This window comes from Heliomicrobium modesticaldum Ice1, from assembly GCF_000019165.1.
Classification (GTDB): Bacteria; Bacillota; Desulfitobacteriia; order Heliobacteriales; family Heliobacteriaceae; genus Heliomicrobium; species Heliomicrobium modesticaldum.
The window spans coordinates 3,040,001-3,066,456 of record NC_010337.2 but is presented as its reverse complement, the minus strand read 5'-3'; the positions used below and the strand labels follow the sequence as shown (position 1 = coordinate 3,066,456).

22 protein-coding genes (1 of these 22 cut by a window edge) are annotated in these 26,456 nt (G+C 59.1%); 17 read left to right on the top strand and 5 right to left on the bottom strand.

Going from position 1 to position 26,456, the window contains the following annotated elements; all coding sequences use genetic code 11:
• Nucleotides 1–59 precede the first annotated feature (59 nt).
• The 11 genes from HM1_RS14150 (at nucleotide 60) to HM1_RS14100 (ending at nucleotide 11,848) form a co-directional block, all read left to right on the top strand.
• A complete protein-coding gene (locus HM1_RS14150) occupies nucleotides 60–1,424 on the top strand; it encodes an NCS2 family permease (RefSeq protein ID WP_012284087.1) in 1,365 nt (454 codons plus the stop codon).
• Between the two features lie 324 nt (nucleotides 1,425–1,748).
• A complete protein-coding gene (gene purE, locus HM1_RS14145; RefSeq protein ID WP_012284086.1) occupies nucleotides 1,749–2,264 on the top strand; it encodes a 5-(carboxyamino)imidazole ribonucleotide mutase in 516 nt (171 codons plus the stop codon).
• Between the two features lie 287 nt (nucleotides 2,265–2,551).
• Nucleotides 2,552–3,844 carry an adenylosuccinate lyase gene (purB, locus tag HM1_RS14140; protein WP_012284084.1) on the top strand — a complete coding sequence of 431 codons (1,293 nt, stop codon included), beginning with the start codon at nucleotides 2,552–2,554 and terminating at the stop codon, nucleotides 3,842–3,844.
• A 135-nt stretch (nucleotides 3,845–3,979) separates the two neighbouring features.
• Entirely contained in the window at nucleotides 3,980–4,696 is a 717-nt protein-coding gene (gene purC, locus HM1_RS14135) for a phosphoribosylaminoimidazolesuccinocarboxamide synthase (RefSeq protein WP_041315691.1), read from the top strand.
• 3 nt (nucleotides 4,697–4,699) lie between these two features.
• A complete protein-coding gene (locus HM1_RS14130) occupies nucleotides 4,700–5,038 on the top strand; it encodes a phosphoribosylformylglycinamidine synthase subunit PurS (RefSeq protein WP_012284082.1) in 339 nt (112 codons plus the stop codon).
• Nucleotides 5,039–5,060: 22 nt separating this feature from the next.
• Nucleotides 5,061–6,506, top strand: a complete 1,446-nt coding sequence (gene purF / locus HM1_RS14125) for an amidophosphoribosyltransferase (protein WP_012284081.1) — start codon at nucleotides 5,061–5,063, stop codon at nucleotides 6,504–6,506.
• Between the two features lie 9 nt (nucleotides 6,507–6,515).
• Nucleotides 6,516–7,616 carry a phosphoribosylformylglycinamidine cyclo-ligase gene (gene purM / locus HM1_RS14120; protein WP_012284080.1) on the top strand — a complete coding sequence of 367 codons (1,101 nt, stop codon included), beginning with the start codon at nucleotides 6,516–6,518 and terminating at the stop codon, nucleotides 7,614–7,616.
• On the top strand, nucleotides 7,613–8,218 hold the full coding sequence (gene purN / locus HM1_RS14115; RefSeq protein WP_012284079.1) for a phosphoribosylglycinamide formyltransferase: 606 nt from the start codon (nucleotides 7,613–7,615) through the stop codon (nucleotides 8,216–8,218). The genes purM and purN overlap by 4 nt, the downstream gene beginning before the upstream one ends.
• Before the next feature lie 133 nt (nucleotides 8,219–8,351).
• Entirely contained in the window at nucleotides 8,352–9,935 is a 1,584-nt protein-coding gene (gene purH, locus HM1_RS14110; protein WP_012284078.1) for a bifunctional phosphoribosylaminoimidazolecarboxamide formyltransferase/IMP cyclohydrolase, read from the top strand.
• 36 nt (nucleotides 9,936–9,971) lie between these two features.
• Nucleotides 9,972–11,267 carry a phosphoribosylamine--glycine ligase gene (gene purD / locus HM1_RS14105; protein ID WP_041314082.1) on the top strand — a complete coding sequence of 432 codons (1,296 nt, stop codon included), beginning with the start codon at nucleotides 9,972–9,974 and terminating at the stop codon, nucleotides 11,265–11,267.
• A gap of 152 nt (nucleotides 11,268–11,419) precedes the next feature.
• On the top strand, nucleotides 11,420–11,848 hold the full coding sequence (locus HM1_RS14100; RefSeq protein ID WP_012284076.1) for a CBS domain-containing protein: 429 nt from the start codon (nucleotides 11,420–11,422) through the stop codon (nucleotides 11,846–11,848).
• A gap of 222 nt (nucleotides 11,849–12,070) precedes the next feature.
• On the opposite strand, the gene HM1_RS16480 is transcribed toward HM1_RS14100, so the two are convergent.
• Both HM1_RS16480 and HM1_RS14090 read right to left on the bottom strand, forming a co-directional pair.
• Nucleotides 12,071–12,928, bottom strand: a complete 858-nt coding sequence (locus HM1_RS16480; protein WP_012284075.1) for a methyl-accepting chemotaxis protein — start codon at nucleotides 12,926–12,928, stop codon at nucleotides 12,071–12,073.
• A 121-nt stretch (nucleotides 12,929–13,049) separates the two neighbouring features.
• Nucleotides 13,050–13,967, bottom strand: a complete 918-nt coding sequence (locus HM1_RS14090) for an N-acetylmuramoyl-L-alanine amidase family protein (RefSeq protein WP_012284074.1) — start codon at nucleotides 13,965–13,967, stop codon at nucleotides 13,050–13,052.
• 567 nt (nucleotides 13,968–14,534) lie between these two features.
• Here HM1_RS14090 and ltrA point away from each other — a divergent pair.
• The gene (ltrA, locus tag HM1_RS14085) at nucleotides 14,535–15,962 is read left to right on the top strand and encodes a group II intron reverse transcriptase/maturase (RefSeq protein ID WP_012281204.1); all 1,428 of its coding nucleotides are present in this window, start codon (nucleotides 14,535–14,537) and stop codon (nucleotides 15,960–15,962) included.
• Nucleotides 15,963–16,009: 47 nt separating this feature from the next.
• Here ltrA and HM1_RS15875 read toward each other — a convergent pair whose 3' ends face one another.
• Nucleotides 16,010–16,156 carry a hypothetical protein gene (locus HM1_RS15875; protein WP_187147788.1) on the bottom strand — a complete coding sequence of 49 codons (147 nt, stop codon included), beginning with the start codon at nucleotides 16,154–16,156 and terminating at the stop codon, nucleotides 16,010–16,012.
• Between the two features lie 187 nt (nucleotides 16,157–16,343).
• Entirely contained in the window at nucleotides 16,344–17,540 is a 1,197-nt protein-coding gene (locus tag HM1_RS14080) for a cation diffusion facilitator family transporter (protein ID WP_049754200.1), read from the bottom strand.
• Between the two features lie 535 nt (nucleotides 17,541–18,075).
• Between HM1_RS14080 and HM1_RS14850 the strand changes: the two genes are divergently transcribed.
• Genes HM1_RS14850 through HM1_RS14065 form a run of 3 tightly spaced genes read left to right on the top strand, consistent with a single transcriptional unit; the run spans nucleotide 18,076 to nucleotide 22,045 of the window.
• Nucleotides 18,076–19,971, top strand: coding sequence for an efflux RND transporter periplasmic adaptor subunit (locus tag HM1_RS14850; RefSeq protein ID WP_012284069.1), 1,896 nt, complete (start codon nucleotides 18,076–18,078; stop codon nucleotides 19,969–19,971).
• 2 nt (nucleotides 19,972–19,973) lie between these two features.
• Complete coding sequence (locus HM1_RS14070) at nucleotides 19,974–20,834, top strand: ABC transporter ATP-binding protein (RefSeq protein WP_012284068.1); 861 nt, start codon at nucleotides 19,974–19,976, stop codon at nucleotides 20,832–20,834.
• Nucleotides 20,831–22,045, top strand: coding sequence for an ABC transporter permease (locus HM1_RS14065; RefSeq protein ID WP_012284067.1), 1,215 nt, complete (start codon nucleotides 20,831–20,833; stop codon nucleotides 22,043–22,045). Before HM1_RS14070 ends, HM1_RS14065 begins: the two co-directional genes overlap by 4 nt.
• Nucleotides 22,046–22,177: 132 nt before the next feature.
• Here HM1_RS14065 and HM1_RS14845 read toward each other — a convergent pair whose 3' ends face one another.
• Nucleotides 22,178–24,154 (bottom strand): methyl-accepting chemotaxis protein, encoded by a 1,977-nt coding sequence (locus HM1_RS14845; protein ID WP_187147787.1) that lies wholly within the window; start codon nucleotides 24,152–24,154, stop codon nucleotides 22,178–22,180.
• A gap of 322 nt (nucleotides 24,155–24,476) precedes the next feature.
• On the opposite strand from HM1_RS14845, the gene HM1_RS14055 reads away from it, so the two are divergent.
• Together HM1_RS14055 and HM1_RS14050 are read left to right on the top strand one after the other, a co-directional pair.
• Nucleotides 24,477–26,207: a putative bifunctional diguanylate cyclase/phosphodiesterase gene (locus tag HM1_RS14055; protein WP_012284065.1), complete on the top strand. Its 1,731-nt coding sequence runs from the start codon at nucleotides 24,477–24,479 to the stop codon at nucleotides 26,205–26,207.
• 232 nt (nucleotides 26,208–26,439) lie between these two features.
• Nucleotides 26,440–26,456, top strand: the start of a protein-coding gene (locus HM1_RS14050) for an MFS transporter (RefSeq protein ID WP_012284064.1). It continues 1,195 nt past the right edge of the window; the window shows 17 of its 1,212 coding nt (coding positions 1–17); it begins with the start codon at nucleotides 26,440–26,442; its stop codon lies off the right edge, out of view.

Here is a 26,456-nt window from a genome sequence, read left to right as displayed (position 1 = left end):
TGCTAATATAGAAGCCACAGGGCGGGCGAACCAAAACTCAATGAGAAGGGGACGCCGCCGTGCTGGAAAAACTGTTTCACTTAAAAGCCAAAGGGACCGACGTTGCCACGGAGATCACCGCCGGGATCACCACCTTCATGACGATGGCCTACATCTTGGCCGTCAATCCGGGCATCCTTTCCGCTACCGGGATGAGCAAGGACGCTGTCTTTTTCGCCACCTGTGTCGGCGCCGGGCTTGTCACCATTGCCATGGGGCTCTATGTCAATTTTCCCGTCGCCCTCGCGCCGGGAATGGGACTTAACGCCTACTTCGCCGTCGTCGCCTCCCAGCGGGGCGGCATCCCCTGGGACGTGGCCCTCGGGGCGGTCTTTATCTCGGGCCTCATCTTCATCGTGCTCACCGTCACCCAGGTGCGCCAACTGCTCATCGAGGCGGTGCCCACTTCCCTCAAAAAGGCGATCACCGCCGGCATCGGGCTCTTCATCACCATCATCGGGCTGAAGCTGGCCCACCTGACCGTGGTCAGCCTTCACCTGGGGCCGTCGCTGGGCAATCTGACCGGCTCAGGCGGCTACGGACAGCTCCTGTACTTTGAATGGGACCTCATCATCGGCAGTTTCTTGAAACCGGACACGATGCTGGCGCTTTTCGGGCTGATTCTGACGGCGATCCTGATGGCGATGCAGGTCCGGGGGGCTCTTCTGATCGGGATTGTGACGACCACCCTGCTGGGGGTCCCGATGGGCGTCACCAAAATCGGCGACTTCGCCTTCACCTGGCCCGCCTTCAACGACCTGGCCGTCGGTTCCTTGAACATCGCCGGCGCCCTGGAGCTGGGCCTCATCTCTGTCGTGCTCACCTTTACCTTCGTGGAGCTCTTCGACACCTTCGGCACCCTCGTCGGCACGGCCGGCCGGGCGGGGCTGCTCGATGAACAAGGGCGCTCTCCCCAGATCGGCAAAGCGATGCTCGTCGACGCTGCCGGCGTCAGCCTCGGCGCTTTCCTCGGCACCTCGACGATCACCGCCTATGTCGAATCGGCTGCCGGCATCGGCGAAGGCGGGCGGACGGGCCTCACCGCCGTCACTACCGGCATTCTCTTCCTGCTGGCCCTCGTCTTGGCACCCTTCTTCCGCCTCATCCCTGACGCCGCCACCGCGCCGGCCCTGATCATCGTCGGCGTCCTCATGATCGGCGTCGTCCGTGACATCGATTTTGATGACTTCACCGACGCCTTCCCCGCCTTCCTCACTTTCACCCTTATGCCCTTCACCTACAACATCGCCAACGGCATCGCCGCCGGCATCGTCTTTTACACCCTCCTCAAAGCCGTCACCGGCAAAGCCCGCCAGGTTCACTGGCTCATGTACCTGCTGACGATACTGGTTATCTGGCGGTACGTGACGTTAGGGGGGCATTAGCAAGAGCGGACTTGCCCCTTTTCTTAGGTTGGCTCCGGTGAGTGGGCGATAAGGGAGCGAGATAGGAAAAAACCGATTAAGCGAAGGGACGAGTCTATTGGGCTGTGGGGTTTTATGTTAGTACTGAAACCCTTTGGTTAGGATTGAATCCCCTTTGAACGTCCAGGGTTGGCTAGGGTCGGGCGCGGTTTGAGCGGAGCTCTTAGCGCCCGGCCCTGGCCAACCCGCGACAAAGCAGACGGGTTGCAAATAATAGCAAAAACCAACTGTAATGAAAGCGATTAACGCCCCCAATCCGGGGCGACAAACATAGGGAGGATACCAATGAGCCAGCGAAACGACAAACCCCTCGTCGGCATCATCATGGGCAGCGACTCTGACCTGAAGGTCATGAAAGACGCCGCCGAAGTCCTCGAGGAATTCGGCGTCAAGTCCGAAATGATCGTCGCCTCGGCCCACCGCACGCCTGATCGCGCCGCCCGCTACGCCCAGACGGCTGAAGAGCGCGGCATCGAGGTGCTCATCGCCGGCGCCGGCATGGCAGCCCACCTGCCCGGTGTCATCGCCGCCTTCACCGTCCTGCCTGTCATCGGCGTTCCCCTCCAATCGGGCGCCCTTCGCGGCTGGGACAGCCTGCTCTCCATCGCCCAGATGCCCCCTGGCGTCCCCGTGGCGACGGTGGCCGTCGACGGCGCCAAAAACGCCGGATTGCTGGCCGTCCAGATTCTCGGCGGTAAACACCCCCACCTGCGGGAGAAGTTTAAGGCCTATAAGGAAAAAATGGTCCGCCAAGTCGAAAAGAAAGATGCAAATTTGGGGGAGCCGAGACCGGTTTTTTAGGATATAATAGAGTCTGGGATTGAGCGATCCTTTTTCAAAACTTGAGGGAAGTGCAGCTTAGGGTTCCGCGTGCAACGGCCTGGACCGAGCGCTGCAAAAAGGGGTCAACCGATGATGTTTGCCCTTTTTACACCGGAGGGAGAAAAGCCCAGGCGGATAGGTTCCTTGCATTGGCAAGGCGGGAATCTATCTGCCCGGGCTTTGCTTTTTGCCAAATCACAGCGCCATACAGGCAAGACCGTCTTCTCCAGATGCAGGACGGCGCAGAAATCAGGGAGGGTACAGGGATGATCGAACGTTACACACTCAAAGAAATGGGGGCCATCTGGGCCGACGAAAACCGTTTTCGCAAATGGCTGGATGTAGAGGTGGCCGCCTGCGAAGCCTTGGCCGTTTTGGGCAAGATTCCCCAGGAGGCATTTGAAGCCATCCGCGACAAGGCTGATTTCAACGTCCAGCGCATCCTCGAGATCGAAGAAGTAACCAAACACGACGTGCTCGCATTCCTCACTAACGTGGCCGAGTATGTCGGCGAGGAATCGAAATACATCCACATGGGCATGACCTCCTCGGACGTGCTCGACACCGCTCTGTCCTTGCAGATGCGCGAGGCCGGCGAGATCATCCTCCAGAAGCTGAAAAAGCTGCGCGAGGTCATCGGCGAGCGGGCCATCGAGCACAAGTACACCGTCATGGTCGGTCGCACCCACGGCATCCACGCCGAGCCGGTCACCTTCGGCCTTAAGCTGGCCCTTTGGTATGACGAGGTGGGCCGCTGCATCAAGCGGATGAACCACGCCATCGACACGATCAGCGTGGGCGCCATCTCCGGCGCGGTGGGCACCTTCGCCCAGATCGATCCCTTCGTCGAAGAGTACGCCTGTCGCAAGCTGGGCCTCCGTCCCGCCCCCATCTCCACCCAGGTTATCCAACGGGACCGCCATGCCGAGTACATGACCACCTTGGCTGTCATCGGCTCGTCGCTGGACAAGTTCGCCACGGAACTGCGCAATCTGCAGCGCACTGACATCCATGAGGTGGAAGAGGCCTTCTCCAAAGGTCAAAAAGGCTCTTCGGCCATGCCCCACAAGAAAAACCCGATCACCTCGGAGCGCGTCGCCGGCCTGGCCCGGGTGCTCCGCGGCAACGCCCTGGCGGCCTTGGAGAACGTGGCCCTCTGGCATGAGCGGGATATCACCCACTCCTCGGTGGAGCGCGTCATCATCCCCGATTCGACGATCCTCCTCGACTACATGCTGACCAAGATGATCGATATCGTCGCCAACCTGAACGTCTTCCCGGAGAACATGCAAAAGAACCTGGAAAAAACCCTCGGCCTCGTCAACAGCCAGCGGGTCATGCTCGCCCTCGTCGACAAGGGCGTCCTTCGCGAGACGGCCTACCACTGGGTTCAGCGCAACGCCCTCAAGGCCTGGGAAGTCAAGCGGCCCTTCAAGGAACTCGTCCTCGAAGACAGCGAGATCATGGGAAAACTGAGCCCTGCCGAAGTGGAAGGCCTCTTTGATTACGACTACCATATCAAGCACGTGGACACCCTCTTCAAGCGGGTCGGTCTGTGAGGCGATCGGCAATCAAAAACAAGCCCGGTTCCAAAGGTGGTAAAAGCGTATCCCCATAAGCCCGGCAAAGAAAAAGCGACAATAGGCGGCAAGGTTGCGCAAAAATTAGAAAGGGGAGTTCAGAGCATGCCCGAATTGAACAAACTGGAGCAGATTTACGAAGGAAAAGCCAAAAAGGTCTTCCGGACCGAAAACCCTGATATCTACTGGATTGAGTACAAGGACTCGGCGACCGCCTTCAACGGCGAAAAGAAGGCGGAGATCGAAAACAAGGGTGTCCTCAACAACCGCATCTCGGCCCTCTTTTTTCAATACTTGGCCAAGCAAGGCGTTCCGTCCCACTTCGTTGAGCTGATCAACGACCGGGAGATGCTCGTCAAGTCCCTGCAGATCATCCCCGTCGAAGTGGTTGCCCGCAACATCGTTGCCGGCTCATTGGCCAAGCGTGTCGGCCAGCCGGAAGGCACGCCGCTGGCCAAGCCGGTCCTCGAGTTTTATTACAAAGATGACGCCCTCGGCGACCCGATGATCAACGAATACCACATCGCCGCTATGGAGTGGGCCACGCCGGAACAGATGGACGTCATCAAAGCCATCGCGCTCAAGGTCAACGAGATCCTCAAGGAATTCCTGGCCGGTTTGAACATCGACCTCGTCGACTTCAAACTGGAGTTTGGTCTCCACAATGGCGAGGTGCTCCTAGGTGACGAGATCTCGCCCGACACCTGCCGTTTCTGGGACAGCCGGACCAGAGAAAAACTGGACAAAGACCGTTTCCGCCGCGACATGGGTGGCCTTGAAGAGGCCTACCGGGAGATCCTGAACCGGTTGGAGGGCAAGCTGAAGGGGTAGCCCATGTTTAAAGCGAAGATCATCATCACCGTCAAAGCCGGCTTTTGCGATCCGCAAAGGGATGCCCTCGAACAGCGGCTCAGGGAGGCTGGCGACAAGCTGGCTGCGTTTGAGACGACAGCGCCGGGCAAGTCGGCCTTGCCGGCTGTGACGGCGCCGTCATCGGCGCAGAACAGTCCGGTCCTACCTGCCGGCCTGCGGATCGGTCGCTACGTCGAGTTCCTCCTCGATACAGATGATGCGGAGGCGGCGAGGCGGCAGGCGGAAGACTTCTGCCGCCAGCGGTTGATCAATGAGGTCTTGGAAGCCTTCAGCTGTGAGATTGAACCCTTGTCCAACTAAAACCACCGGCGGGAGGCCTATCATGTCATATGAACGCACCCACGATCTTCCTTGGGACAAGATGGAGGAAGAGTGTGGACTAATCGGGATCTATGGGCCCGGAAAAGACGTGGCCCGGTTGGCCTACTTCGGCCTCTTCGCCCTGCAACACCGCGGGCAGGAAAGCGCCGGCATCGCCGTAGGCAATGAACGGGCGATCCTCTTTCACAAGGGGATGGGCCTGGTCACGGAAGCCTTTGACGAACGCAAGCTCAAGGAACTGCAAGGGGATGTGGCCATCGGCCATGTGCGCTACTCGACGACCGGATCGAGCCTGCTTGCCAATGCCCAGCCCTTGATCTTCCGTTACAGCAAGGGCATGATGGCGGTGGCCCACAACGGCAACCTGACCAACGCGGCAGAGCTGCGTCACAACTTGGCCGTCACCGGCGCCGTCTTCCAGACGACGACCGACACCGAAGTGGTCGTCAACCTGCTGGCCCGCTACGGCCAGTCCTCCCTGGAAGAAGCCCTGATCAAGACGATGATCGATATCAAAGGCTCCTACTCGCTGCTGGTCATGACGGAAAAGCGGCTGCTGGCGGTGCGCGACCCCCACGGCGTCCGCCCCCTCTGCCTGGGCCGCCTGGGCGACGCCTATGTGATCGCCTCTGAGTCCTGTGCCCTGGATACCCTGGGCGCCGATTTCGTCCGCGACATCGAGCCGGGCGAGATCATCTCCATCGACGAAAATGGCCTCGTCTCTCTCAAGGCGCTGACCCAGCCGCGCCGGGCTGCCTGCATCTTTGAATACATCTATTTTGCCCGTCCCGACTCGGTCATCGACGGCATCAGCGTCAACCAGGCCCGCCGGGCCATGGGCCGCCAACTGGCCCTGGAGTGCAAGATCGACGCCGACATCGTCATCGGCGTTCCCGACTCAGGCACGGCGGCCGCCATCGGTTACGCCCAGGAATCGGGCATCCCCTTTGACCAGGGCTTGATGAAAAACCGCTATGTAGGACGTACCTTCATCCAGCCCACTCAGGAGATCCGCGCTCAGTCGGTGCGCTTAAAGCTGAACGCCGTCGCCAAGGCGGTGGAAGGCAAGCGGGTGATCATGATTGACGACTCCATCGTCCGCGGCACCACGAGCGGCAAGATCGTCCAAATGCTGCGCCACGCCGGGGCGAAAGAAGTGCACATGCTCGTCTCATCGCCGCCGATCACCCACCCTTGTTATTACGGCATCGACACGTCGGTCCGCAAGGAACTGGTGGCGGCCACCAAGACGATTGAGGAGATCTGCGAGATGATCGGCGCCGAAAGCCTGCACTACCTCTCCCGGGAAGGGCTCCTGCGGGCCATGACGGAACAGAACCCCCACATCGCCGATGATAACTACTGTATGGCCTGCTTCTGCGGTAGTTACCCCATCGAAATCCCCATCGGCTTAGACAAGTACGCCATGGAAGGCTGCGGCTGCTAGGAGGTACCCATGACGGAGCAACAAAAACAGGCAGGCTTGACCTACGCCCAGGCAGGCGTCGACATCACCGCCGGCAACCGAGCCGTCGAACTGATGAAAGGCCAGGTCCGGAGCACCTTTCGGCCCGAAGTGCTCACCGACATCGGCGGTTTCGGCGGCCTTTTCGCCCTCAACGTCGGCAGGTATGAAGAACCGATCCTCGTCTCCGGCACCGACGGTGTCGGCACCAAGCTGCGCGTGGCCATGTTGATGGACCGCCATGACACGATCGGCGTTGACTGTGTAGCCATGTGCGCTAACGACATCCTTGTTCAGGGCGCCGAGCCGCTCTTTTTCCTCGACTACCTGGCTGTCGGCAAACTGGTTCCCGAAAAGGTGGCCGCCATCGTCTCTGGTGTAGCGGAAGGCTGCCGCCAAGCCGGCTGCGCCCTCATCGGCGGCGAGACGGCCGAGATGCCCGGCTTTTACGCCGAAGAAGACTATGACGTGGCCGGTTTTTGCGTCGGCGTAGCCGATCGCAAAAAGCTGATCGACGGCTCAGCGATTCGTCCCGGTGACGTAATGCTGGCTATCCCTTCGTCCGGATTGCACAGCAACGGTTACTCGCTGGCCCGCAAGGTCTTTTTCGACCATGCCGGCCACAGCGTCGACACCTTCTTGCCCGAACTCGGCAAAACCGTCGGCGAGGAACTGCTGACGCCGACGCGCATCTATGTCAAACCGGTCCTTGCGTTGCTGGAAAAGGTGGCCGTCAAAGGCATGGCCCATATCACCGGCGGCGGCTTGACGGAGAACATCCCCCGCGTCCTGCCGGCGGGAACCCAGGCTGCGATTGAACTGGGCAGCTGGCCCGTGCCGCCCGTCTTCACCGTGCTCCAGGCCAAGGGGAATATAGCCGGTGCCGAGATGCTGCGCACCTTCAACTGCGGCGTTGGCTTCATCCTCGTCGTCTCCCCGGAAGAGGCAGACCAAGCTGTCAATATCTTGGCGGCGATGGGGGAAACCTGTCACCGTATCGGCGTGATCGAGCCGAGCGCCCGGGGCGCCGAAGCCGCGCCTGACGTTGTCTACAGCGGCCTCATGGCTTGGGAGCGGGGGAAGGGCGAATGACATTGAAGCTCGGCGTCCTCGCCTCCGGACGCGGCTCCAACCTGCAGGCCGTCCTCGACGCCATCGATGCCGGCCGCCTCGATGCCCAGGTCGTCATGGTCCTCTCCAACCGTCAGGACGCTCCGGCGCTGGAGCGGGCGGCGTTGCGGGGCATTCCGGCCGTTCACCTGCCGCCGTCGGAGTATCCTCAGCGGCTCGACTATGACCGCAAGGCGGCGGAACTGTTGAAAAGCGCCGGCGCCGACACGCTGCTGCTGGCCGGCTATATGCGGCTGATCACGACAGCGTTGCTCGACGCTTTTCCGGGGCGGATCATCAATATCCATCCGACCTTGTTGCCGGCCTTTCCCGGGTTGCATGGCCATCGCCAGGCTATTGACTACGGCGTGCGCTTTTCCGGTTGCACCGTCCATTTTGTCGATGAGGGGCTTGATTCGGGACCGATCATCCTCCAGGCTGTCGTTCCCGTTCACCCCGACGACAATGAAGACACCCTGGCGGCCCGCATCTTAAAGGAAGAACACCGTATCCTGCCGGAGGCCTTGCAACTTTTGGCCGAAGGCCGGCTACGGATCGAGGGCCGGCGGGTGATCATCGAGTAGCGCCGGTTTTTCTGGCAAGGTCAGATCATTCTGCAGGGCCCGTTCAGTCCTTTGTTCTCAACCTTCGAATCCCTTTGCAGTCTTTGGGAGCCTTTCCGGCATATTTTTTGAACTGAAATCAGGGAGGTAAACCATGAACCGTCGCGCCCTCATCAGCGTCTCCGATAAGACCGGCGTCGTGGACTTCGCCCGGGGCTTGGCCGATCTCGGTTTTGAAATTGTATCCACCGGCGGTACATATCAGACGATCAAGGCCGCCGGCGTTCCCGTCACTTATGTGACCGAGATCACCGGCTTTCCCGAGATCCTTGACGGCCGTGTCAAGACGCTCCATCCCAAGGTTCACGGCGGCATCCTGGCCCGCCGGACGCCGGAGCACCTCGCCCAATTGGAGGCCCACGCCATCGTCCCCATCGACGTGGTGGCTGTCAACCTCTACCCCTTCCGCGAGACCGTCGCCAAGCCGGGCGTAACCCGTGAAGAGGCCGTTGAAAACATCGACATCGGCGGACCGGCCATGGTTCGGGCGTCGGCGAAAAACCACGAGTCGGTGGCCATCATCGTCAACCCTGACCGGTACGCCACCGTATTGGCCGAACTGCAACAGAACGGCGTCGTCTCGGAAGCGACCCGTCGCGCCTTGGCCCGGGAAGCCTTCGCCCATACAGCCGAGTATGACGCCGCCATCGCCGCTTACCTGGCGGCTGAAGCAGGCGACGACGACCCCTTCGCCGGCATCTTCGCCCCCGGCAAGGTGGAAAAAGTGCAGGATTTGCGCTACGGCGAAAACCCGCACCAGAAGGCTGCCTTCTACCGCGAAAGGGGCTACCGGGGGGCCGGTGCCGGAACGGCGAAACAACGCTGGGGCAAGGAACTGTCCTTCAATAACCTCCTCGACCTGAACGCCGCCCTGGAACTGGTTCGCGAATTCGACCGGCCTGCCGCCGCCATCATCAAGCACAACAATCCCTGCGGCGTCGCCGTCGCAGCCACATTAAAAGAGGCTTATGAAAAAGCTTTTGCCGCCGATCCGGTCTCCGCCTTTGGCGGCATCATCGCCTTCAACGTCGCCGTCGACGCCGACACCGCCAATGAGGTCGTCAAGACCTTCATGGAAGCCGTCATCGCGCCGTCCTTTGATGAAGCTGCCCTGGAGATCCTTCAGCAGAAAAAAGGTCTGCGCATCATGGAAACAGGGCCCCTCGCTGACAGCGCCCCGGCGACAGCCGATGTGAAGAAGATCCGCGGCGGTTTCCTCGTCCAGGAGGCCGACCTGGGCGACGTCACTGCTGAGCAGATCCAGGTCGTCACCGAACGGGCGCCGGAAGAAGGGGAACTGGCCGACCTCCTCTTCGCCTGGAAGGTGGTCAAGCACGTCAAGTCCAATGCCATCGTCATCGCCAAAGACGGCGTAGCAATCGGCGTCGGTGCCGGCCAGATGAACCGCGTCGGCTCGGCCCAGATCGCCCTCGAACAGGCGAAAGCCTCGCGGGCCTTCGGCGGCGACAGCGTCGATCACAACAACCCAGCGCAAGGCGCCGTCCTCGCCTCTGACGCATTCCTGCCCTTTAAAGATACGGTGGAAACGGCTGCCCGTTATGGGATCCGCGCCATCATCCAGCCAGGCGGCTCGGTTCGTGACGCTGAATCGATCGAAGCCTGCAACCGTCTTGGCGTCGCCATGGTCTTCACCGGGATGCGCCACTTCAAGCACTAAGGGGGGCTGAAGGTGAGACAATTAAAAGCCACTGGATTGAAAGTCCTCGTCGTCGGCGGCGGCGGACGGGAACATGCCCTCGTCTGGAAACTGAAACAGAGCCCCCGCGTGGCCGAAGTCTACTGTGCCCCCGGCAATGCCGGGATCGCCCGGATCGCCCACTGCGTCGACATCAAAGCCGATGACGTGACCGGCATCTTGACCTTCGCCTGGGAAAAGCGCATCGACTTGACTGTCGTCGGACCGGAAGCGCCCCTGTCGGCCGGCATCGTCGATGTCTTCAATGACCACGAGATGCCCATCTTCGGCCCCACAAAAAAGGCGGCGGAGATCGAGGGCTCCAAAGCCTTCGCCAAGGATCTGATGCGGAAATACGACATCCCGACAGCCGCTTACGGTGTCTTCACCGAGATCGAGCCTGCCTTCCAGTTTATCGACAAACTGGCTGCCGCCCGTCCGGTCGAAGCAGGCTGCCCCTGTGTCGTTAAAGCTGACGGCCTTGCAGCAGGCAAGGGGGTCATCGTCGCCGCCGATGTGGCCGAAGCGAAGGAGGCCGTCCGCTCCATGCTTAAGGGCAACGCCTTCGGTGACGCCGGACGGCGCGTCGTCATCGAAGAGTTCTTAGAAGGCGAAGAAGTGAGCATCTTGGCCTTCACCGACGGCGACCATGTGCTCCCCATGGTGTCCGCCCAGGACCACAAGCGCATCTTCGATGGTGACCAGGGACCGAACACAGGCGGCATGGGCGCCTATTCGCCTGCCCCTGTCTACACGGAAGCACTGGCGCGTGAAGTCGAGAAGACTGTCTTGCTGCCCACCATCCAGGCGATGAAAGCCGAGGGGCGGCCCTACCGCGGCGTCCTCTATGCCGGACTGATGGTGACCGCTCAGGGGCCGAAGGTGCTCGAATACAACGCCCGCTTCGGCGATCCCGAGACACAACCGGTGCTGATGCGCATGCAGACCGACCTGGTCGATGTCATCGAGGCGATCCTGGAAAACCGCCTCGAAGAGCAGCCGATCGAGTGGAGCAGCGACGCCACCGTCTGTGTCGTCATGGCCGCCGGCGGTTATCCGGGGGACTACGAAAAAGGCAAGGCCATCTCCGGACTGGACGATGCGCTGCCTGGTGTCGAGGTCTTCCACGCCGGCACTGCCGCCAAGGAAGACCAGATCGTCACGGCAGGCGGACGCGTTCTCGCCGTGACAGCAAAGGGGCCGACCATCGGCGAAGCCATCGACCTGGCCTACCGACAGGTGGAACGGATCCATTTTGATGGCCTACAGTTCCGCAGGGACATCGGACGCCGCGCCCTGGAACGATTGCAATAACGGCGTCGCAGCGGCGACTGACAAAGGTCTGTTCAGCGACGGACCCGACTGTTTCCTGCCCGGCTCCAAAGGGCCGAAAGAACTGGCAGGCATGAAAGCCGCAAAAAAAGCCATCCTAACCTTCGAAAGCGAATCGAAGGAGGGATGGCAGATTGCGTCCTCTGCGTGAGATCATGACCCGCAGCGTCTCGGCCGTGCGGCCTGACGAAACCATCATCGAGGCCGCCAAGATCATGATGCGGCTCAATGTCGGCGCAGTCCCTGTCGTGGAAGGTCAGAAGTGTGTCGGCATCATCACCGACCGGGATATCGTCCTACGCGTCGTCGCCAAAGGAATGGATCCCCGCGGCACGACCATTCAGTCCGCGATGACAAAAGACCCGATCACCGGCACGCCGGACATGGACATCCATGCTGCCGCCGACTTGATGTCAGACAGGCAGATCCGGCGCCTGCCTATCATTGAAAACGACCGGCTGGTCGGCATCGTCTCGCTTGGCGACCTGGCCGTGACGAACATCTACCGCAATGAAGCCGGTGACGCCCTCGGTGAAATCTCAGAGCCGTCGAGGCCGATGTGACGACGGACAGATACGGGAATCACGAACAGATACCGGGATCACGACGTTACATCAATATGACGGGTCATGACGAAATCCCTTGCAATAAAGCGTAAACAGTCTCATAAAGGAATACAGCGAGATGAGAAAAAGCCGGCAGCTCAGCCGGCTTTTTCGTTACCGGAAAGCCGCTGCGGTAGGGCGGTCAGAGGCTTTCTTCAGGTGCGGGACAGGCCCGTTGAGCTACAATTTTTCCGCCAATTCGGCGAGCTTTCTTCCGGCTTCATTGAGCACCTCGACCATGCCGGCGATGTCCTGGGTGGCTCGCGCCTGTTCTTCGGCAACAGTGCTGTTTTGCATGACCCCGTCGGAAACCTTTTCAATGTTTCCTTTGAACTGGCTTAAGAGGGCATTGATTTCGCGGGCCGAACCGCCGCTTTCCTCAGCCAGTTTGCGCACCTCGTTCGCCACCACCGCGAATCCTCGCCCTTGCTCGCCGGCCCGGGCCGCTTCGATGGAGGCGTTGAGGCCGAGCAGTTTCGTCTGGTTGGCGATGCGCTGAATGAAACCGATGATGTTGGTTGTCGCCTTGACATGTTCCAGCGTTTCGACGGTGACGTTGGCTAGGGACTGGCTGTTCGCGGCCAGTTCCTGCGACGAGGCCGTGATCTGCTCGACCGCCGCCATGGCCCGTTCCAGCGACTCCGTGATTTCTCCGATGACCGTTTGCAGTGTCGATTTCATCTCTTCATCGTGAAGCATCTTTGCTAACAGCCCCGAGGCCACCTTGGCAACGGGCGTCACCAACTCCAGCTTGCCACCGATGCCGAAGGTGCCGATCTTAACGCCGTCCACCTTGACAGCGAGATTGATGCCCACCTTCACAGCGCCCCCGGAGTTGATCTCATCTTCCTCCGTAATGGCGATCGTATCGATGTCGGTTGTCATGATTCGCTTCGAACCGGCATGCATATTCCCTACGCGAGTATGGCTGGAATCAGCGATGATGCGGCCTGTGGTGTCACAGACAATCGAGTGATAGCCTGTCTGCCGGTGGATAAACTCTGTAAGCTCCACCGCTGTTTTTTCGGTGAGAATCATGGGCTCACACTCCTTAAAAAAGCAAACCGGTCATCACCGGCGCGCAACACGACTATTTCTACGATATTTCGACAGCATAGCGATTGCTCCTTCTATCACAATGAGGAAATTCATAATCCATTTATAGGCAATCATGGTCTTGCGCGATGGGAACCGGCTGCCCAGGAGCGAAGACCATATCAGCGGCGCTTTCGCCGGGACTATCGTCGCGCAGATGTCCCCGTCTCGGCCACAACCATTCAAAGAAGGTCTTCTTTACCAGTTCCTGGTTGATGTACTTGACAACACCATCGGCGATCTTCTGGGCGAGGGCGTTGCGAAAGTCGGCTTTTAGAAAGAGCGCCCGGTCTTGGTAATTGGTGATAAAGCCCATTTCGACGATAACCGACGGCATTTTGACGTACTCGAGAACGAAAAAGTCGCCGCCATAAGGCTGGTGGCGGTATATCTCGCCCTCTTTGGCATAGTGGGCGTAAAAGCTGTTTAACTCTTTCTGTAGGGTGTGGGCCAGTTCCTTCGACTGGTCCGTAAAGGGTGTTTTGGGATGGTAGAGGAGGATGGCGCCGCGCATCTGGGGATCGCGGGCCGAATTGATGTGCAGGCTCAAGAGCAGATCGCCCTCTTCATCGTTGGCCCAGCGGACACGGTTGGCCAGATCAGTCCGGTAGCGCTGTGGGTGGTCAGGCGCCAAGCCGCTAAGATCGACATCGCTCTCGCGGCTGAGCAGGACCTTGGCCCCCAGCGCTTCCAAGCGGGGCTTTAGGATTATGGACATCTCCAGGTTGACGGTCTTCTCCAGGTAGCCTTCCTTGGTGTTTGTTCCGCTGTCGATCCCGCCGTGGCCTGCATCGATCAGGATTTTCTTTCCTTCGAGCGGCAGTTTGTCCGGCGCTGGCCCCGGCGGGAGAACGGGGAGATGAAGATGGGCGTAGAGGCAGACAATCGCGATCAGCAAAGCAGCGATGCCGATCACGAGAAAGAGCCTTCTCCGTCGGATGAGCAAAAGGCGGGATTCTAAGATGCCTTTGAAAGAAGTCATCGCAAAGGCCTCCCTGCCGGCGCTTCAGGCCATGTAAATGGGCTTAGAAAAGTTTACGCCCCCAGAGGGAGATGAAGACGAACAAAACAACAGACCCCAAGCCGATAGCGGCTTGGGGGGAATGGTTATCGACTGGTTGGTTCGGCAATCCTTCCTTCGTCGTCGTGATGGCGGAAATTCGGTGCGCCCGGCATGGGCGTTGTCTCTAGGGTGGAAGTCCCGAACGCCGAAGGTGGCAGTAGGCGTTAGCTTAAGGCAAGGGTGTCCGCCGCGAGGCGGAATCTGAAGGAAGCCAGCGGCAAACCTCCGGCCCGAGGACCACGAACCCCAGGTGAGGCTAGCGGCAGTTGGATGAGCTTGCCGAACAAAGCGAAGTCCTTGTCACCGAAGGCTGCCGAGAGTAAATGGGGCGGGTAGATGGAGGGAAAGGCAACGTTCTTACCCGGGGAGGCCTGCCGGGGGACCAAGTAACTTGGGAAACCACGCCGAAAGGCGTGGCTGAACCGGCAGGAGTCAGCAGAGGTCATAGTAGGCTGGCCCGACGTCCGGCCAGATGAAGGACCGAACATGATGGAAGGGGAAGCGACGATGCGTTCGCGTGACGCGCAGAGACAGCCGAATATCCCGAAAGGGAACTGCCAACGGGAGGAAGCGGTGAATCCGCAGGGGACCGGTGGAGTGCCGAGCGCGTTACCGGCACAAGAAGCGAAGCAACCCCGCGAAGAGACGTATGATCTGATGGAGAAAGTCGTCGAACGAGGGAACATGACGGAAGCGTATAAGCGAGTCATGGCCAACAAAGGCGCGGCCGGAATCGACGGTATGGGGCTAGAATCCCTGCGCCCGTACCTAAAAGAGGAATGGTCGCGCATTAAACAGGAATTGTTGGAGGGGACCTATCGACCGCAACCGGTCCGGCGGGTTGAAATTCCCAAACCCCAAGGCGGAACACGGAAGCTGGGCATTCCCACTGTCGTCGATCGACTGATCCAACAGGCCCTGAACCAGATCCTGATGCCGATCTTCGACCCTGACTTTTCCACGAACAGCTACGGATTTCGTCCGGGAAAGAGTGCGCACCAAGCGGTGAAGAAAGCGAAGGAATACATCGCCGACGGCTACCGATGGGTGGTTGACATGGACCTGGCCCAGTTCTTTGATCGCGTCAATCACGACATTCTCATGGCGCGCGTAGCGCGCAAGGTGAAGGACAAACGAATCTTGAAGTTGATCCGAGAATACCTCAAGGCCGGGGTCATGCTCAACGGGATTCGTGTGAAGAGCGAGGAAGGAACACCCCAGGGAGGTCCACTCAGCCCTTTGCTGGCGAACATCATCCTGGATGATTTGGATAAGGCACTGGAAAGCCGGGGACATCGCTTCTGCCGGTACGCCGACGACTGTAACGTCTACGTCCGCAGTCGACGGGCAGGGCAACGAGTGATGGAGGGTATGGCAAAGTTTCTGGAGGGGCGGTTAAAACTGCAGGTCAACTGGGAGAAAAGCGCAGTCGACCGACCCTGGAACCGAAAGTTTCTGGGGTTTTCATTTACGTGGCATAAGGCAGCAAAGATTCGGCTCGCCCCCCAAACGGTGAAACGGGTGAAAGAGAAGATCCGCCAGTTCACTGGGCGGAACCGAAGCATTGCGATGGAGGACCGACTGGTCACCCTCAACCAATACCTGAAAGGCTGGATGGGCTACTTTCGACTCATTGACACGCCAAGCGTACTTAAAGAGTTGGATGAGTGGCTTCGCCGACGACTGCGGATGTGCCTGCTCAAGCAATGGAAGCGCCCGAAGACACGAAGACGAAACTTAGTGGCGTTGGGGATCCCGGAGGAATGGGCATGCAACATCAGCGGCTCACGAAAAGGATATTGGCGTCTGTCCTTGACCCCGCAAATGAATAAAGCCCTTGGCCTCGCCTACTGGCGGGAACAGGGCTTAGTCAGTTTAGTCGAAACATACCAATCTCATCGTCAACCAGCATGAACCGCCGTATACCGAACGGTACGTACGGTGGTGTGAGAGGACGGGGGTTAATCACCCCCTCCTACTCGATTCTTTTCTTCAAGGCCTTCCAGCTCACCATCGAGATCGTAGAGCAGACGCCGCTTATCGTCGTCACGGCTGCGCAAGAGGACCTGCTTTCCGATGTAGGCGCCGTCCTTGCCGATAAATTTCATCACCGTCACCTCCTGATAACAGGCTTATGTGCCGGCGCAGCCCTTTAAGGCAGGAAAGGTCCTCCAGAAAACTTTCATGGTCCGACGGTCGCAAGCAATGATGGAATAGGCAATAAAAAAAGAAAAGGGCAATACAAAAAAAAACGCTCCTCCTGCTTGCGCAGGAAGAACGAGTGGGGGAAGCAGATCAACTGGCGGCCACGGTGTCTTTGTTGTTTTCACAGTTAGAAACAGCGGAGGCGGTGGCGGCAGGCATCGGGGACACCTTCAGGCCGGCCGTCTCGGAAGGGCGGGGCACCTTCGCCCTGGCGGTTTTGGCGCTCCAAGCACGCTTTTTGAAGGGTTGCACATTGTGCATATTTGTTTCTTCGTCAACGGGCGCCGCGACTGGATGGACTTTTCGGCGCAGTCGGACATACTCGCGGGATCCCCAGCGGCTCAAGGCGTCATTTTCATGAACGCTCAGGGTCACGTTGTGGATGTTGGGGTAGATCTTTTTGAGGCGGCGTTGGATCTCATATTTCACGTCTTCCGCTTCGGAGACAGACATGTCTTCAGGCAATTCAATCGTGCCGTCCACATCAAGGTAGGAACCTTCCTGAACGACGTCCAGTTCGTAGAGATCCTCGACGCCCTCTACCTCCATGATCGCCTCGCCGATCTCGTCAACTACCTCCTCCGGCGCCGTATAACCGATGAGGCCCTTGACGTTCTCCCAGGCGATCTTTAGGGCGATCCCGAACAGCAGGACACCGATGCACAGGCCAGCCAACCCATCGCCCCACGGGGCGACGCCAAGGTGTGCGGCGGTGATGCCAGAACTGGCAATGACGATGGCGACCGTGGCCAGAAGGTCTTCAAAAAAGACGAGGCGCGTTTCCGGCGAAGCCAGGTGGTACTTGGAGAAAGACAGGCGGATCAGGGCGAAGCCCCGGGCATCCGATTCGGCCTCTCGGCCGATGTCTTTCATGGCTTGGTAGAGGACGAAGCCATCCACAAGCAGCGATGCGAAAAGGACGGCCTGGTTCCACCAGAAGCCGGAAACGGGGTGGGGGTGCAGCATGGCGCCGTAGGCCGATTGGATGGTGCGCAGGGCGTTGTAGGCCATGAAAAGGGCGACAAAGAGAACGATCAGATTGGATAGCCGTCCGAAACCGTTGGGAAAGGTGGACGTTGGCTTGCGGGCGGCGAAGACGGATCCGGTGAAGACGGCCGCCTGGGCGGAACCATCGTTGAAGCTGTGGACCGCTTCGGCTTGCATGGCCGTGGAACCGGTCGCCATGAAAGCAACCCATTTGAGCAAGGCGAGAAGATAGTTTCCGAGTGCGCTCTGAAGCGCTGTGTAGTTGGCCTGTTTCAGCAAGGCAACTGCTTGCTTACCCAAGTAGTTTTTTCCTCTCCTTTTGCCATGGGGAAGACGGACAACGACGGTGATGCCAGCACTTGAGAAGGAACAAAGCAGTTCGTTGTACGCCCGTTGATAGAACAACAAAGTGGGATCATAAAAGAACAACCAAAATGACCAGTGTGATATCAATGTATTGAGTCGAGGTTGCTCTTAATCCCTATTGTAAACGATTTTTTCGGACCGTTCCATGGACGGAACAGCGCAAGGAAGCGTCGGATGGGGGAATTCAGGCTGCTGGAGACAATCGGCGCAGGCGGAGGCAAGCTTCTTGCCCGCTAGCAAGGAATCTCTCTGGTTATCTCAATGTTTTTCTTAGGATACAAATGGCCGTGACTTTTGCAACCATCTGTATAATGTTTTCCTTTCCTGGAGAGCAGTGGTTGTTTTACCGAAAAGACAGCGCTGGCTGCTGATTGCACCGAATAGTACAATAGCATTGTATCGATAGGGATTACAATAAATCACAGGAAATCAAAAGCAAAATCGAAAGCAAAGTTAGGAGTAATGCCTGATGTCCACACCGAGACAAAAGGCGATCGCCGCCGCGCTGGCCGTGATCGTCTTCTCAGGAGCCGGATACGGATACTATGCGCGCGAGTCGGCTGCACGGGAAAAGGCGCAGGCTGTCCAGTACAGCGTCGTTGAACGGGGAGATGTGACCGAAACCGTCTCCGCTTCCGGCACGATTCAGACGCCCCAGCAGATCAAACTGAGCTTCACCGCCGGCGGACGGCTGACTTCCGTCGCTGTCAAGGTGGGCGACCGCGTCCAAGCCGGCCAGACGATGGCTACCCTCGATGACGCCAACGCCCGCGCCCAGGTCGCCAGCGCCCAGGCCAACGTCGCCTCGGCCCAGGCTAAGTTGGAACAGACCCGCCGCGGCGCCACGGCAGAGGCCATCGCCCTCCAGCAGGCCAACCTGGACAAGGCGAAAGCCGCTTGGGACGGGGCGAAGCAGGCCTATGAAAACCAATTGATTCTTTACAACGACCGCAGCGCCGCTCAGCAGGCTGTCGTCAACGCCCAGAACCAGGTCGATACGACGGCTATCCAACTGCGCAACGCCCAGGCCGGTTTAGAAGCCGCCCAAGCCAAACTCTCCGCCGCCCAGGCCGGACCATCTGAGGCAACCTTGAACGCCGCCCGGACCGCCGTTGAGGCGGCTGAAAGGCTGTTGGTCATCGCCGAGGATCAGTTGAACAACGCCCGCATTCAGTTGAACGACGCCTACGCCACGCCGGGACCCATCGGCCCTGATGGGTTGCCGACAGCCAACACGGCCGTCATTCGCCAGGCCGAATCGGTTTACCACCAAGCCCAGTCCTCCTACAATCAGTCGAGGGTCAACCTGGCCAACGCTCAGAAGCAACTGGCCGACCTGCAGGCGGGGCCGGATGCCAACGTCCTCGCCCAGATGCAGGCCACCGTCAAACAAGCCCAGGCCTCGGTCGATCAAGCCCAGGCCAGCCACAATGCCGCCAAAGAGGCGTTGACCTATGCTCAGCAGAACTATGAAAACCGCAACCAAGCTAAGGCCCAACTGGACCAGGCAAAAAACAGCCTCGATCAGGCCGAAGCAGCCTACAAGACCACAGTGGCCCAGTTCAACCAGACCCTGGCCCCGCCGGACAGCGCCGCCATCACCGCCGCCCAGGCGTCGGTCGCTCAGGCTCAGGCTGCGCTCCGTCAGCAGGAGGTGGCCCTCAATAACCTGAAACTGACGGCCCCGATCGACGCCATCGTCGCTCAGGTGAACGGCAATGTGGGCGAATTGCCCTCCGCTGCGACGCCTCTCGTCGTCCTCAATGACGCCAACAGCGACAACCTGCAGGTGATGGCCCAGATCAGCCAGAGCGACGTAGGCAAGATCCAAAGCGGCCAGCCGGCCGAGTTCACCGTCTCCACCTATCCCGACAAGACCTTCAAAGGCGCCGTGCTCATGGTCTACCCCGAGGCGGTCACGACCAACGGCGTCACCAGCTACAATGTGCAACTCTCTGTCGATAACGCCGAAGGGCTCCTGAAGCCGGGCATGACGACAAACGTCACCATCACCACGGGGTCCCACCAAAAGGTCATCTTCGTCCCTACCCAGGCCTTGAAGGAGCATGACGGCGTCACCGGCGTCTATGTGTCGCCCGATACTGTGCTGAGCGGTCAGGTTGATCCCGGTGATCAACCCGCTCAGGACAGCCTCGCCAGCAAAAAAACGTCCCCTGTCTTCCGTCCTGTCGTCACCGGTCTCTTCTCGACAGATCGGGTGGAGATCGTCGCAGGCCTCAGCGAAGGCGAGCGCTATGCTATCTCCATCACCTCGACGGAGAAAAAAACCTCCACCGGCGCTTTCAACTTCGGAGCGGCCAAGTCGAACGGCGCTGCCGCCGCCAAAACCGGAGGAGGGAAGTAGTCATGAACCCGGTCATCCGCCTCGAAGACATTGAAAAGCACTACCGCATCGGTGATCAAGAGATCCGGGCGCTGCGGGGCGTCAGCCTGGAGATCCATGAGGGTGAGTTTGTCGCCATCATGGGTCCCTCAGGCTCAGGCAAGTCGACAATGATGAACGTCATCGGCTGCCTGGACAAGCCATCCCGCGGCGAATACTACCTGGACGGTCAAGCCGTCTCCCAAGCCTCCGATGACGAACTGGCCCACATCCGCAACAAAAAGATTGGCTTTATCTTCCAGAGCTTCAACCTGCTCGCCCGGACCGAAGCCGTGGAAAACGTGGAACTGCCTATGCTCTACGCTGGCGTCAGCGCCAAAGACCGGCGCCGGCGGGCGCTGGCCGCTCTGGAAGCAGTGGGCCTCGCCAACCGTATCCACAACAGGCCGAATGAACTCTCCGGCGGTCAGCAGCAGCGCGTCTCCATCGCCCGCGCCTTGGCCAACGATCCTGTCATTCTGCTGGCTGACGAGCCAACGGGCGCACTCGACTCGAAGACGACCATCGAGATCCTGAGCATCTTCCAGCAGCTGAACGACGCCGGCAAGACGATCATCGTCGTCACCCACGAAGCGGAAGTGGCCGAACATGCCAAGCGGATCGTCCGCTTCCTCGACGGCAAGATCATCGAAGACAGCCCCGTCACTCAGCGCCGCTTGGCCGGGAACGCAGAAACGGGGAACGCGGAAGCAGGCAATGGGAAAGTCGGCAACGGGGAAAGCGGTAATGGGCAGAGCGGCATTGGGAAGGCAGGCAAGGGTGAGGACGGTCACCAGAAGGTCGAGAAGGGAGAAATCAGTAACGAGGAGGTGGCCTGCGCGTGAACATCGGGGAGACGTTCCGCCTCGCCTTTCGCAGCGTCAAGGTGAACAAGATGCGCTCCTTCTTGACAGCCCTCGGCATCATCATCGGTGTCTCCGCCGTGATCACCCTCGTCGCCATCGGTCAGGGCGCTTCCAGCAGCATCACCGACCAGATCCAGGGCCTCGGCAGCAACCTCCTCATCGTCACCGCCGGCCAAGCCTCCCAGGGCGGCGTCCACATGGGCGCCGGCACTTTGAACACCCTGACGCTGGAAGACGCCAACGCCATCGCTAAGCTCCGCACCGTGTTCGCCGTCGCCCCCAGCGTGACCAGACAGGCCCAGCTGGTCTACCGCAACCAGAATATGGCCGCAACCGTCGAAGGCACCAGCGCCGACTATCCCCGCGTTCGCCGCACAGAACTAAAAGCGGGACGTTTTTTTAACAAATATGAGGTTCAGGGCCAGGCCAACGTGGCCATCGTTGGCGTCAACGTAGTGGAAAACCTCTTCGGCGACCGCGACGCCGGCGTCATCGGCCAGAAGATCGAGATCAAGCAGATCCCCTTCACCATCGTCGGCGTCCTGGAGAGCCAGGGCGGCGGCATGACCAATAACGACGACCGCGTCTTCGTCCCTGTCACCACGGCTATGAACCGCCTCTTCGGCATGACCAAGGTCAACACCATCTACGTTTCCGCCCACTCCACCGACGTCATCGACCAGGCCCAGGCGGAAGTGGCGTCGACCCTGCGCATACAGCACAATCTCTCGACCAGAGAAGACAATGACTTCTCCATCACGTCCCAGGCCCAGATCCTGAACACCGCCCAAGGGATCACCGGCATCATGACCGCATTGCTCGCCGGCATCGCCGCCATCTCCCTTATTGTAGGCGGCATCGGCATCATGAACATCATGCTCGTATCAGTGACTGAGCGCACCCGCGAGATCGGTATCCGCAAAGCCATCGGCGCCACCCGCGGCGCCATCCTGCGCCAGTTTCTCATTGAATCCATCGTCCTCAGCCTCGCCGGCGGCATCATCGGCATCATCATCGGCGTCGGCGGCTCCCAACTGATCGGCAGCGCTACCGCCCTAACGACGAAAGTGACCTTGACACCAGTGCTCTTCTCCTTTTTCTTCTCCATGCTCGTCGGCGTCGTCTTCGGGGTGTACCCGGCCCGGAAGGCGGCGAGTTTGAATCCGATTGATGCGTTGCGGTACGAGTAGGCCAAAATTGCCATTTTAACTGTATGACCGCTTCTTTCATTGCTCCCACGTTGGAAAAGTCGGAGACAGCGGCGATGCGATCCCTCTACGATTATTTTGGATAATGTAAAGATCATTTTAGAGAATGGATACTTAAATCCGAAACTGCTGCACAGACGCCTGCAACGCTTCGGCCATCCGCGCCAGGCTCTCAGCCGAGAGGGCGATCTGATCCATCGACGCCGACTGCTCTTCCGTTGAGGCAGCGGCGTTCTGCGTTTGTCCCGTCGTTTCGCGGACGATGGCCTCGACATGCTCCATCTGGGCCACGATCTCCTGACCGCCGGCGGAAGCCTGCTGGACAGTGGCGGCGATCTCCCGGAACTGGCTTTCCACTTCGTCGATCAGGTTTTCCACGATGCCGAACTCGCGCCCGGCCGCCTGGGCGACCTTCGTTCCCGAGTGGACCTCATTGATGCCGACGGACATGGCGTGCACCGAGGCTTCCGTCTCTTTTTGAATCGCCTGGATCAGCTCAGTGATCTTTTGGGTCGACTCCTTCGACTCTTCCGCCAGTTTGCGAACCTCCTCGGCGACGATAGCGAAACCGCGGCCCATCTCGCCGGCGTGGGCGGCCTCAATGGCGGCGTTGAGGGCGAGCAGGTTGGTCTGTTCAGCGATGTTGCGGATCGTAGCGACGATTTCGTTGATCTCTTGGGAGCGCTCGTTCAGCTTGGAGATCATCGCGCCTGATTCGGTGACGGTGTTTTCAATGCGGTGCATCTGGTTGATGACGGCTTTGACGGCCCGACCGCCTTTTTTGGCGGCAACGGTCGTCTTTTCAGCCGCTTCTTCCACTGTCTTGGCGCGGATGGATACCGATTGGATCTCCTTGGCCACCTGGCTGGCGACGTGCGTCGTCGATTTCACCGAATTGAACTGATCATCGGCGCCGGTGGCGATGGCGCTGATCGACTCGGCGATCTGGTTGGCGGCGGCGGAGGACTGCTCGGCGCTCGCTGTCAACTCTTCCGCTGAGGCGGCTACCGCTTGGGCCAGGTCAGACACGCCCTTGACCAGTTGCCGCAGTTGGCCCGCCATGGCGTAAAGGTTCTTCTTCAGTTCCCCCATCTCTGCTGTCGAGTGGTGCAGTTCGCCTTCGTCGACGGTGAGATTGCCCGCCGCCACCGCTTCCATCGTGGCAGCCAGTTTGCGCAGGAAAGCGGTGATGTCGTTGGCAACAAAGATGATGATCAGCGCCAGCAGGGTCACAGTAATGAGGCTCAGCATTAAGGTGCGAGCGGCTAGGGCATCGACGGGTGCGAAGAGTTCTTTGACAGGGACGGACGTGACAATCACCCAGCCGTTAACTTCGATCGGGGAAGAGGAGTAAAACTTTTCTACGCCCTTATAGGGACGCTGCGCAAAGGTCGGTTCCCCGGCGAGGAAGCTCTTGGCGGCTTCCGCCAAGCCGCCGCCATCTATGGTGAAGAGGTTGTCTGTATGCTGTAACGACGGGTGGGCGATGAAAAAACCTTTCCGATCGATCACATAGGGATAGCCTGTTTGGCCTACTGTTTTGTCGCTGATCAGGGCGTAGATGGCCTTTAGATCCAGGTCTGCCGCCACGACGCCGACGAATCGTTCCCCAGCCGTGATCGGCGCGACAATACTGATCACGACGCTCTCTGTCTTGACATCGTCATAGATGTCCGTATAGCCGATTCCCTGCCCTTTGCTGCCTAATTGATAGGAGACTTGTTGTCGCGGGTCGAATCCGGCAGGGGGCGTCCAGCCCGAGGCGCTGACAAAGCGCCCGTCTGCATAGGTGACCGTCAGGTCCCGCAAACCAGGATGGAGTGCACGCAGTCTTTCCAGGTGACGCCGCTGTTCTTCCAAGTTGATGCCGCTGCTGCTGAAGGATTGAGACAGCGCTGAGACGATCGACTGCTTGTCCAACAGCCAGCCCTGTAGCTCATGTCTGGTGTCTTCTGTCGTCGTGGCGATTGTCTGGCGGATTTGATGCTCTAAGGCGGTTTTGGCGCCCCAGTAAGAGGAGATGCTGATTAAACCGATCCCAATAATGACGGGCAGTACGATAAATAGCAACAACCGTGTTCGTAATCCCATAACCATCGCTCCTCTCAAAAGGCAAGCCATATCGTGATGCGGTGCCATCCGGCGACTAGGGGTGAGTTAACCTTCTTTACTCGCATGTCCGACACTTCTCGCTTTATCGACATTTTATGGTGTTTTATTCGACAAGGGGAGATTTCAAACCTGCTAGCGCTGTTTTAATTTATATAGTCAAATTATATAGTCAAAACCTGGCATGCTATGGTACGCTTTTACTAGCCTTTCACCGTCCTTTTTTATCGGCCTTTACTAGCGTCGTTCGGCAAGGGCCAACGTCAATGGGATGGTACAAATAATATTGCCGGGGATGATCCGCATGATTGAAGGCAAAGTGAACAAGGGTAGCAGTCATTTGGTGCAATTTGCGGAAGAAGAATTGCGTGCGATACAGGAAAGCACCTTTGACGCCATTTTTACCTGTTCGCTCGACGGGGTGCTCACAGGGATCTGGCCCGGCGCCGCCAGGCGTAACAGTCATCTCGACGGACTGCTGGGCTGTTCGTTAAACGATGTGGTTCATCCCGAAGATCTCGAAACCGTCAAGGCTTTTATCAGCAAGGTCAAGCGCCTGGGTACTGTCCGACCAGGTCCCGAGTGCCGATTGCGGCAGCTTGACGGCAGTTGGCGATGGTACAGCGTCAACGCTTCGCTGGTCTGCGGCGTCGATGGGGAACCGCTTTATGTGGCCGGCGTCGCCAGGGACTTGAGCGAACAGAAAGAGACAGAAAAACACCTGAAGCACCTCGCCACCCACGACTACCTGACCGGGATCCCGAATCGCTATTACTTTGACGGCGCCCTTTCCCGGGCGCGGCGGCTGGCCAAGGAGGGAACCGTCAGTTCTCTGCTGCTGATCGATGTCGATAAATTCAATCTCGTCAACGACCTGCTCGATCATGACATGGGCGACCGACTGCTGACCAACCTTTCAAGGCTGTTGAAGAGCCAGATCCGGCGCGATGACGTGCTGGCGCGGCTGAGCGGCGACGAGTTTGGTCTGTTGCTTCATGGGATGGCCGAAGCGGAAGCGGAAAAGGTGGCGCTGAACCTGTGCCACATTGTCAAGGAGCGCGATCTTTGTCCCGTCCTGGAAGGATGTGATCTGCGCTTCACCGTCAGCATCGGTGTCGCCGAGATTAACGGTCATCAGGATGTCCGCCAGGTCCTGAGCCGAGCCGGCGCAGCCTTACATATGGCCAAGATGGCGGGGCGCAGCCAGGTTGTCGTCGCCTATGCCAACGAACGCATGTTTTCCCGCCTGGAAGAGACGAGCCGCCTGATTCAGATCGTCCGCGGCGCCGACCGGGAGGGGAGGTTTCAGCTTTTTTTCATGCCTGTCGTGCGCAGTTCCGACGGCGCTGTCGAGCATTATGAAGCGCTGCTGCGGTTGCGCGACGGAGACGGCAAGCTGATTCCGCCGGCCACCTTTATCCCTGTGGCCGAGAGTTTTGGACTTATGGGCGACATTGAGCGCTGGGTCGTCGCCGAGGCGGTCCGGTTTTTGGTGAAGAATCCTCAGTTGCGGCTCTATGTGAACCTGTCGGGGGAAAGCCTGGGCGATAAGGAGATCTTGAATTTCATCGAAGAGATTGTCCAGACCACGCCGGCGATCCACGGCCGGCTCGGCTTTGAGATCACCGAGACAGCTGCCGTTCGGGATCTCATGTCGGCGGAACAGTGGGTGCAGAAGCTGCGGAGCCTAGGTTGTCGCTTTGCCCTCGATGATTTCGGAAGCGGCTACTCTTCCTTCGCCTACCTGAACAAACTGCCGGTCGACTTTATCAAAATCGACGGCTCTTTCGTCCGGTCGATCGATCATGATCCTGAACGCCACGCGCTGGTCAAAGGGATCAATCAACTGGTTCATTCCCTCGGCAAGCGGACCATCAGCGAGTATGTAGAAAACGACCGTATCTGGCGGCTCATCCGCGAGATGGGGATCGAGTATGGTCAGGGCTACTACCTGGGGGAACCGTCGCCGCTGCCCCAGGATATGGCGAGCGAGTCGACCGAGCTGGACCCCCGGCAAGGGATAAAGAGGCGGTAAAAAATGGTTTGAATATGGCTCGCCGTGATCCAAAAGGGCTGCGGCGGGCTTTTTCCCGTCGGGGGGTAGTATCGGGCGTAACGGGAGGCTATGGAGATTCTTTGGCGCTCTTTGTCGTGTTTTCGGCGCTAAATGGAGAAATGGTTGTGCGTGCAGGATCTTGAGCGGTGGGGCAGAATAAAAAAAGGTGTAGACTGCCGGAAGCATCATCGCAAGAATGGAGCAAATCGACATGAATCAAGCCGAAGC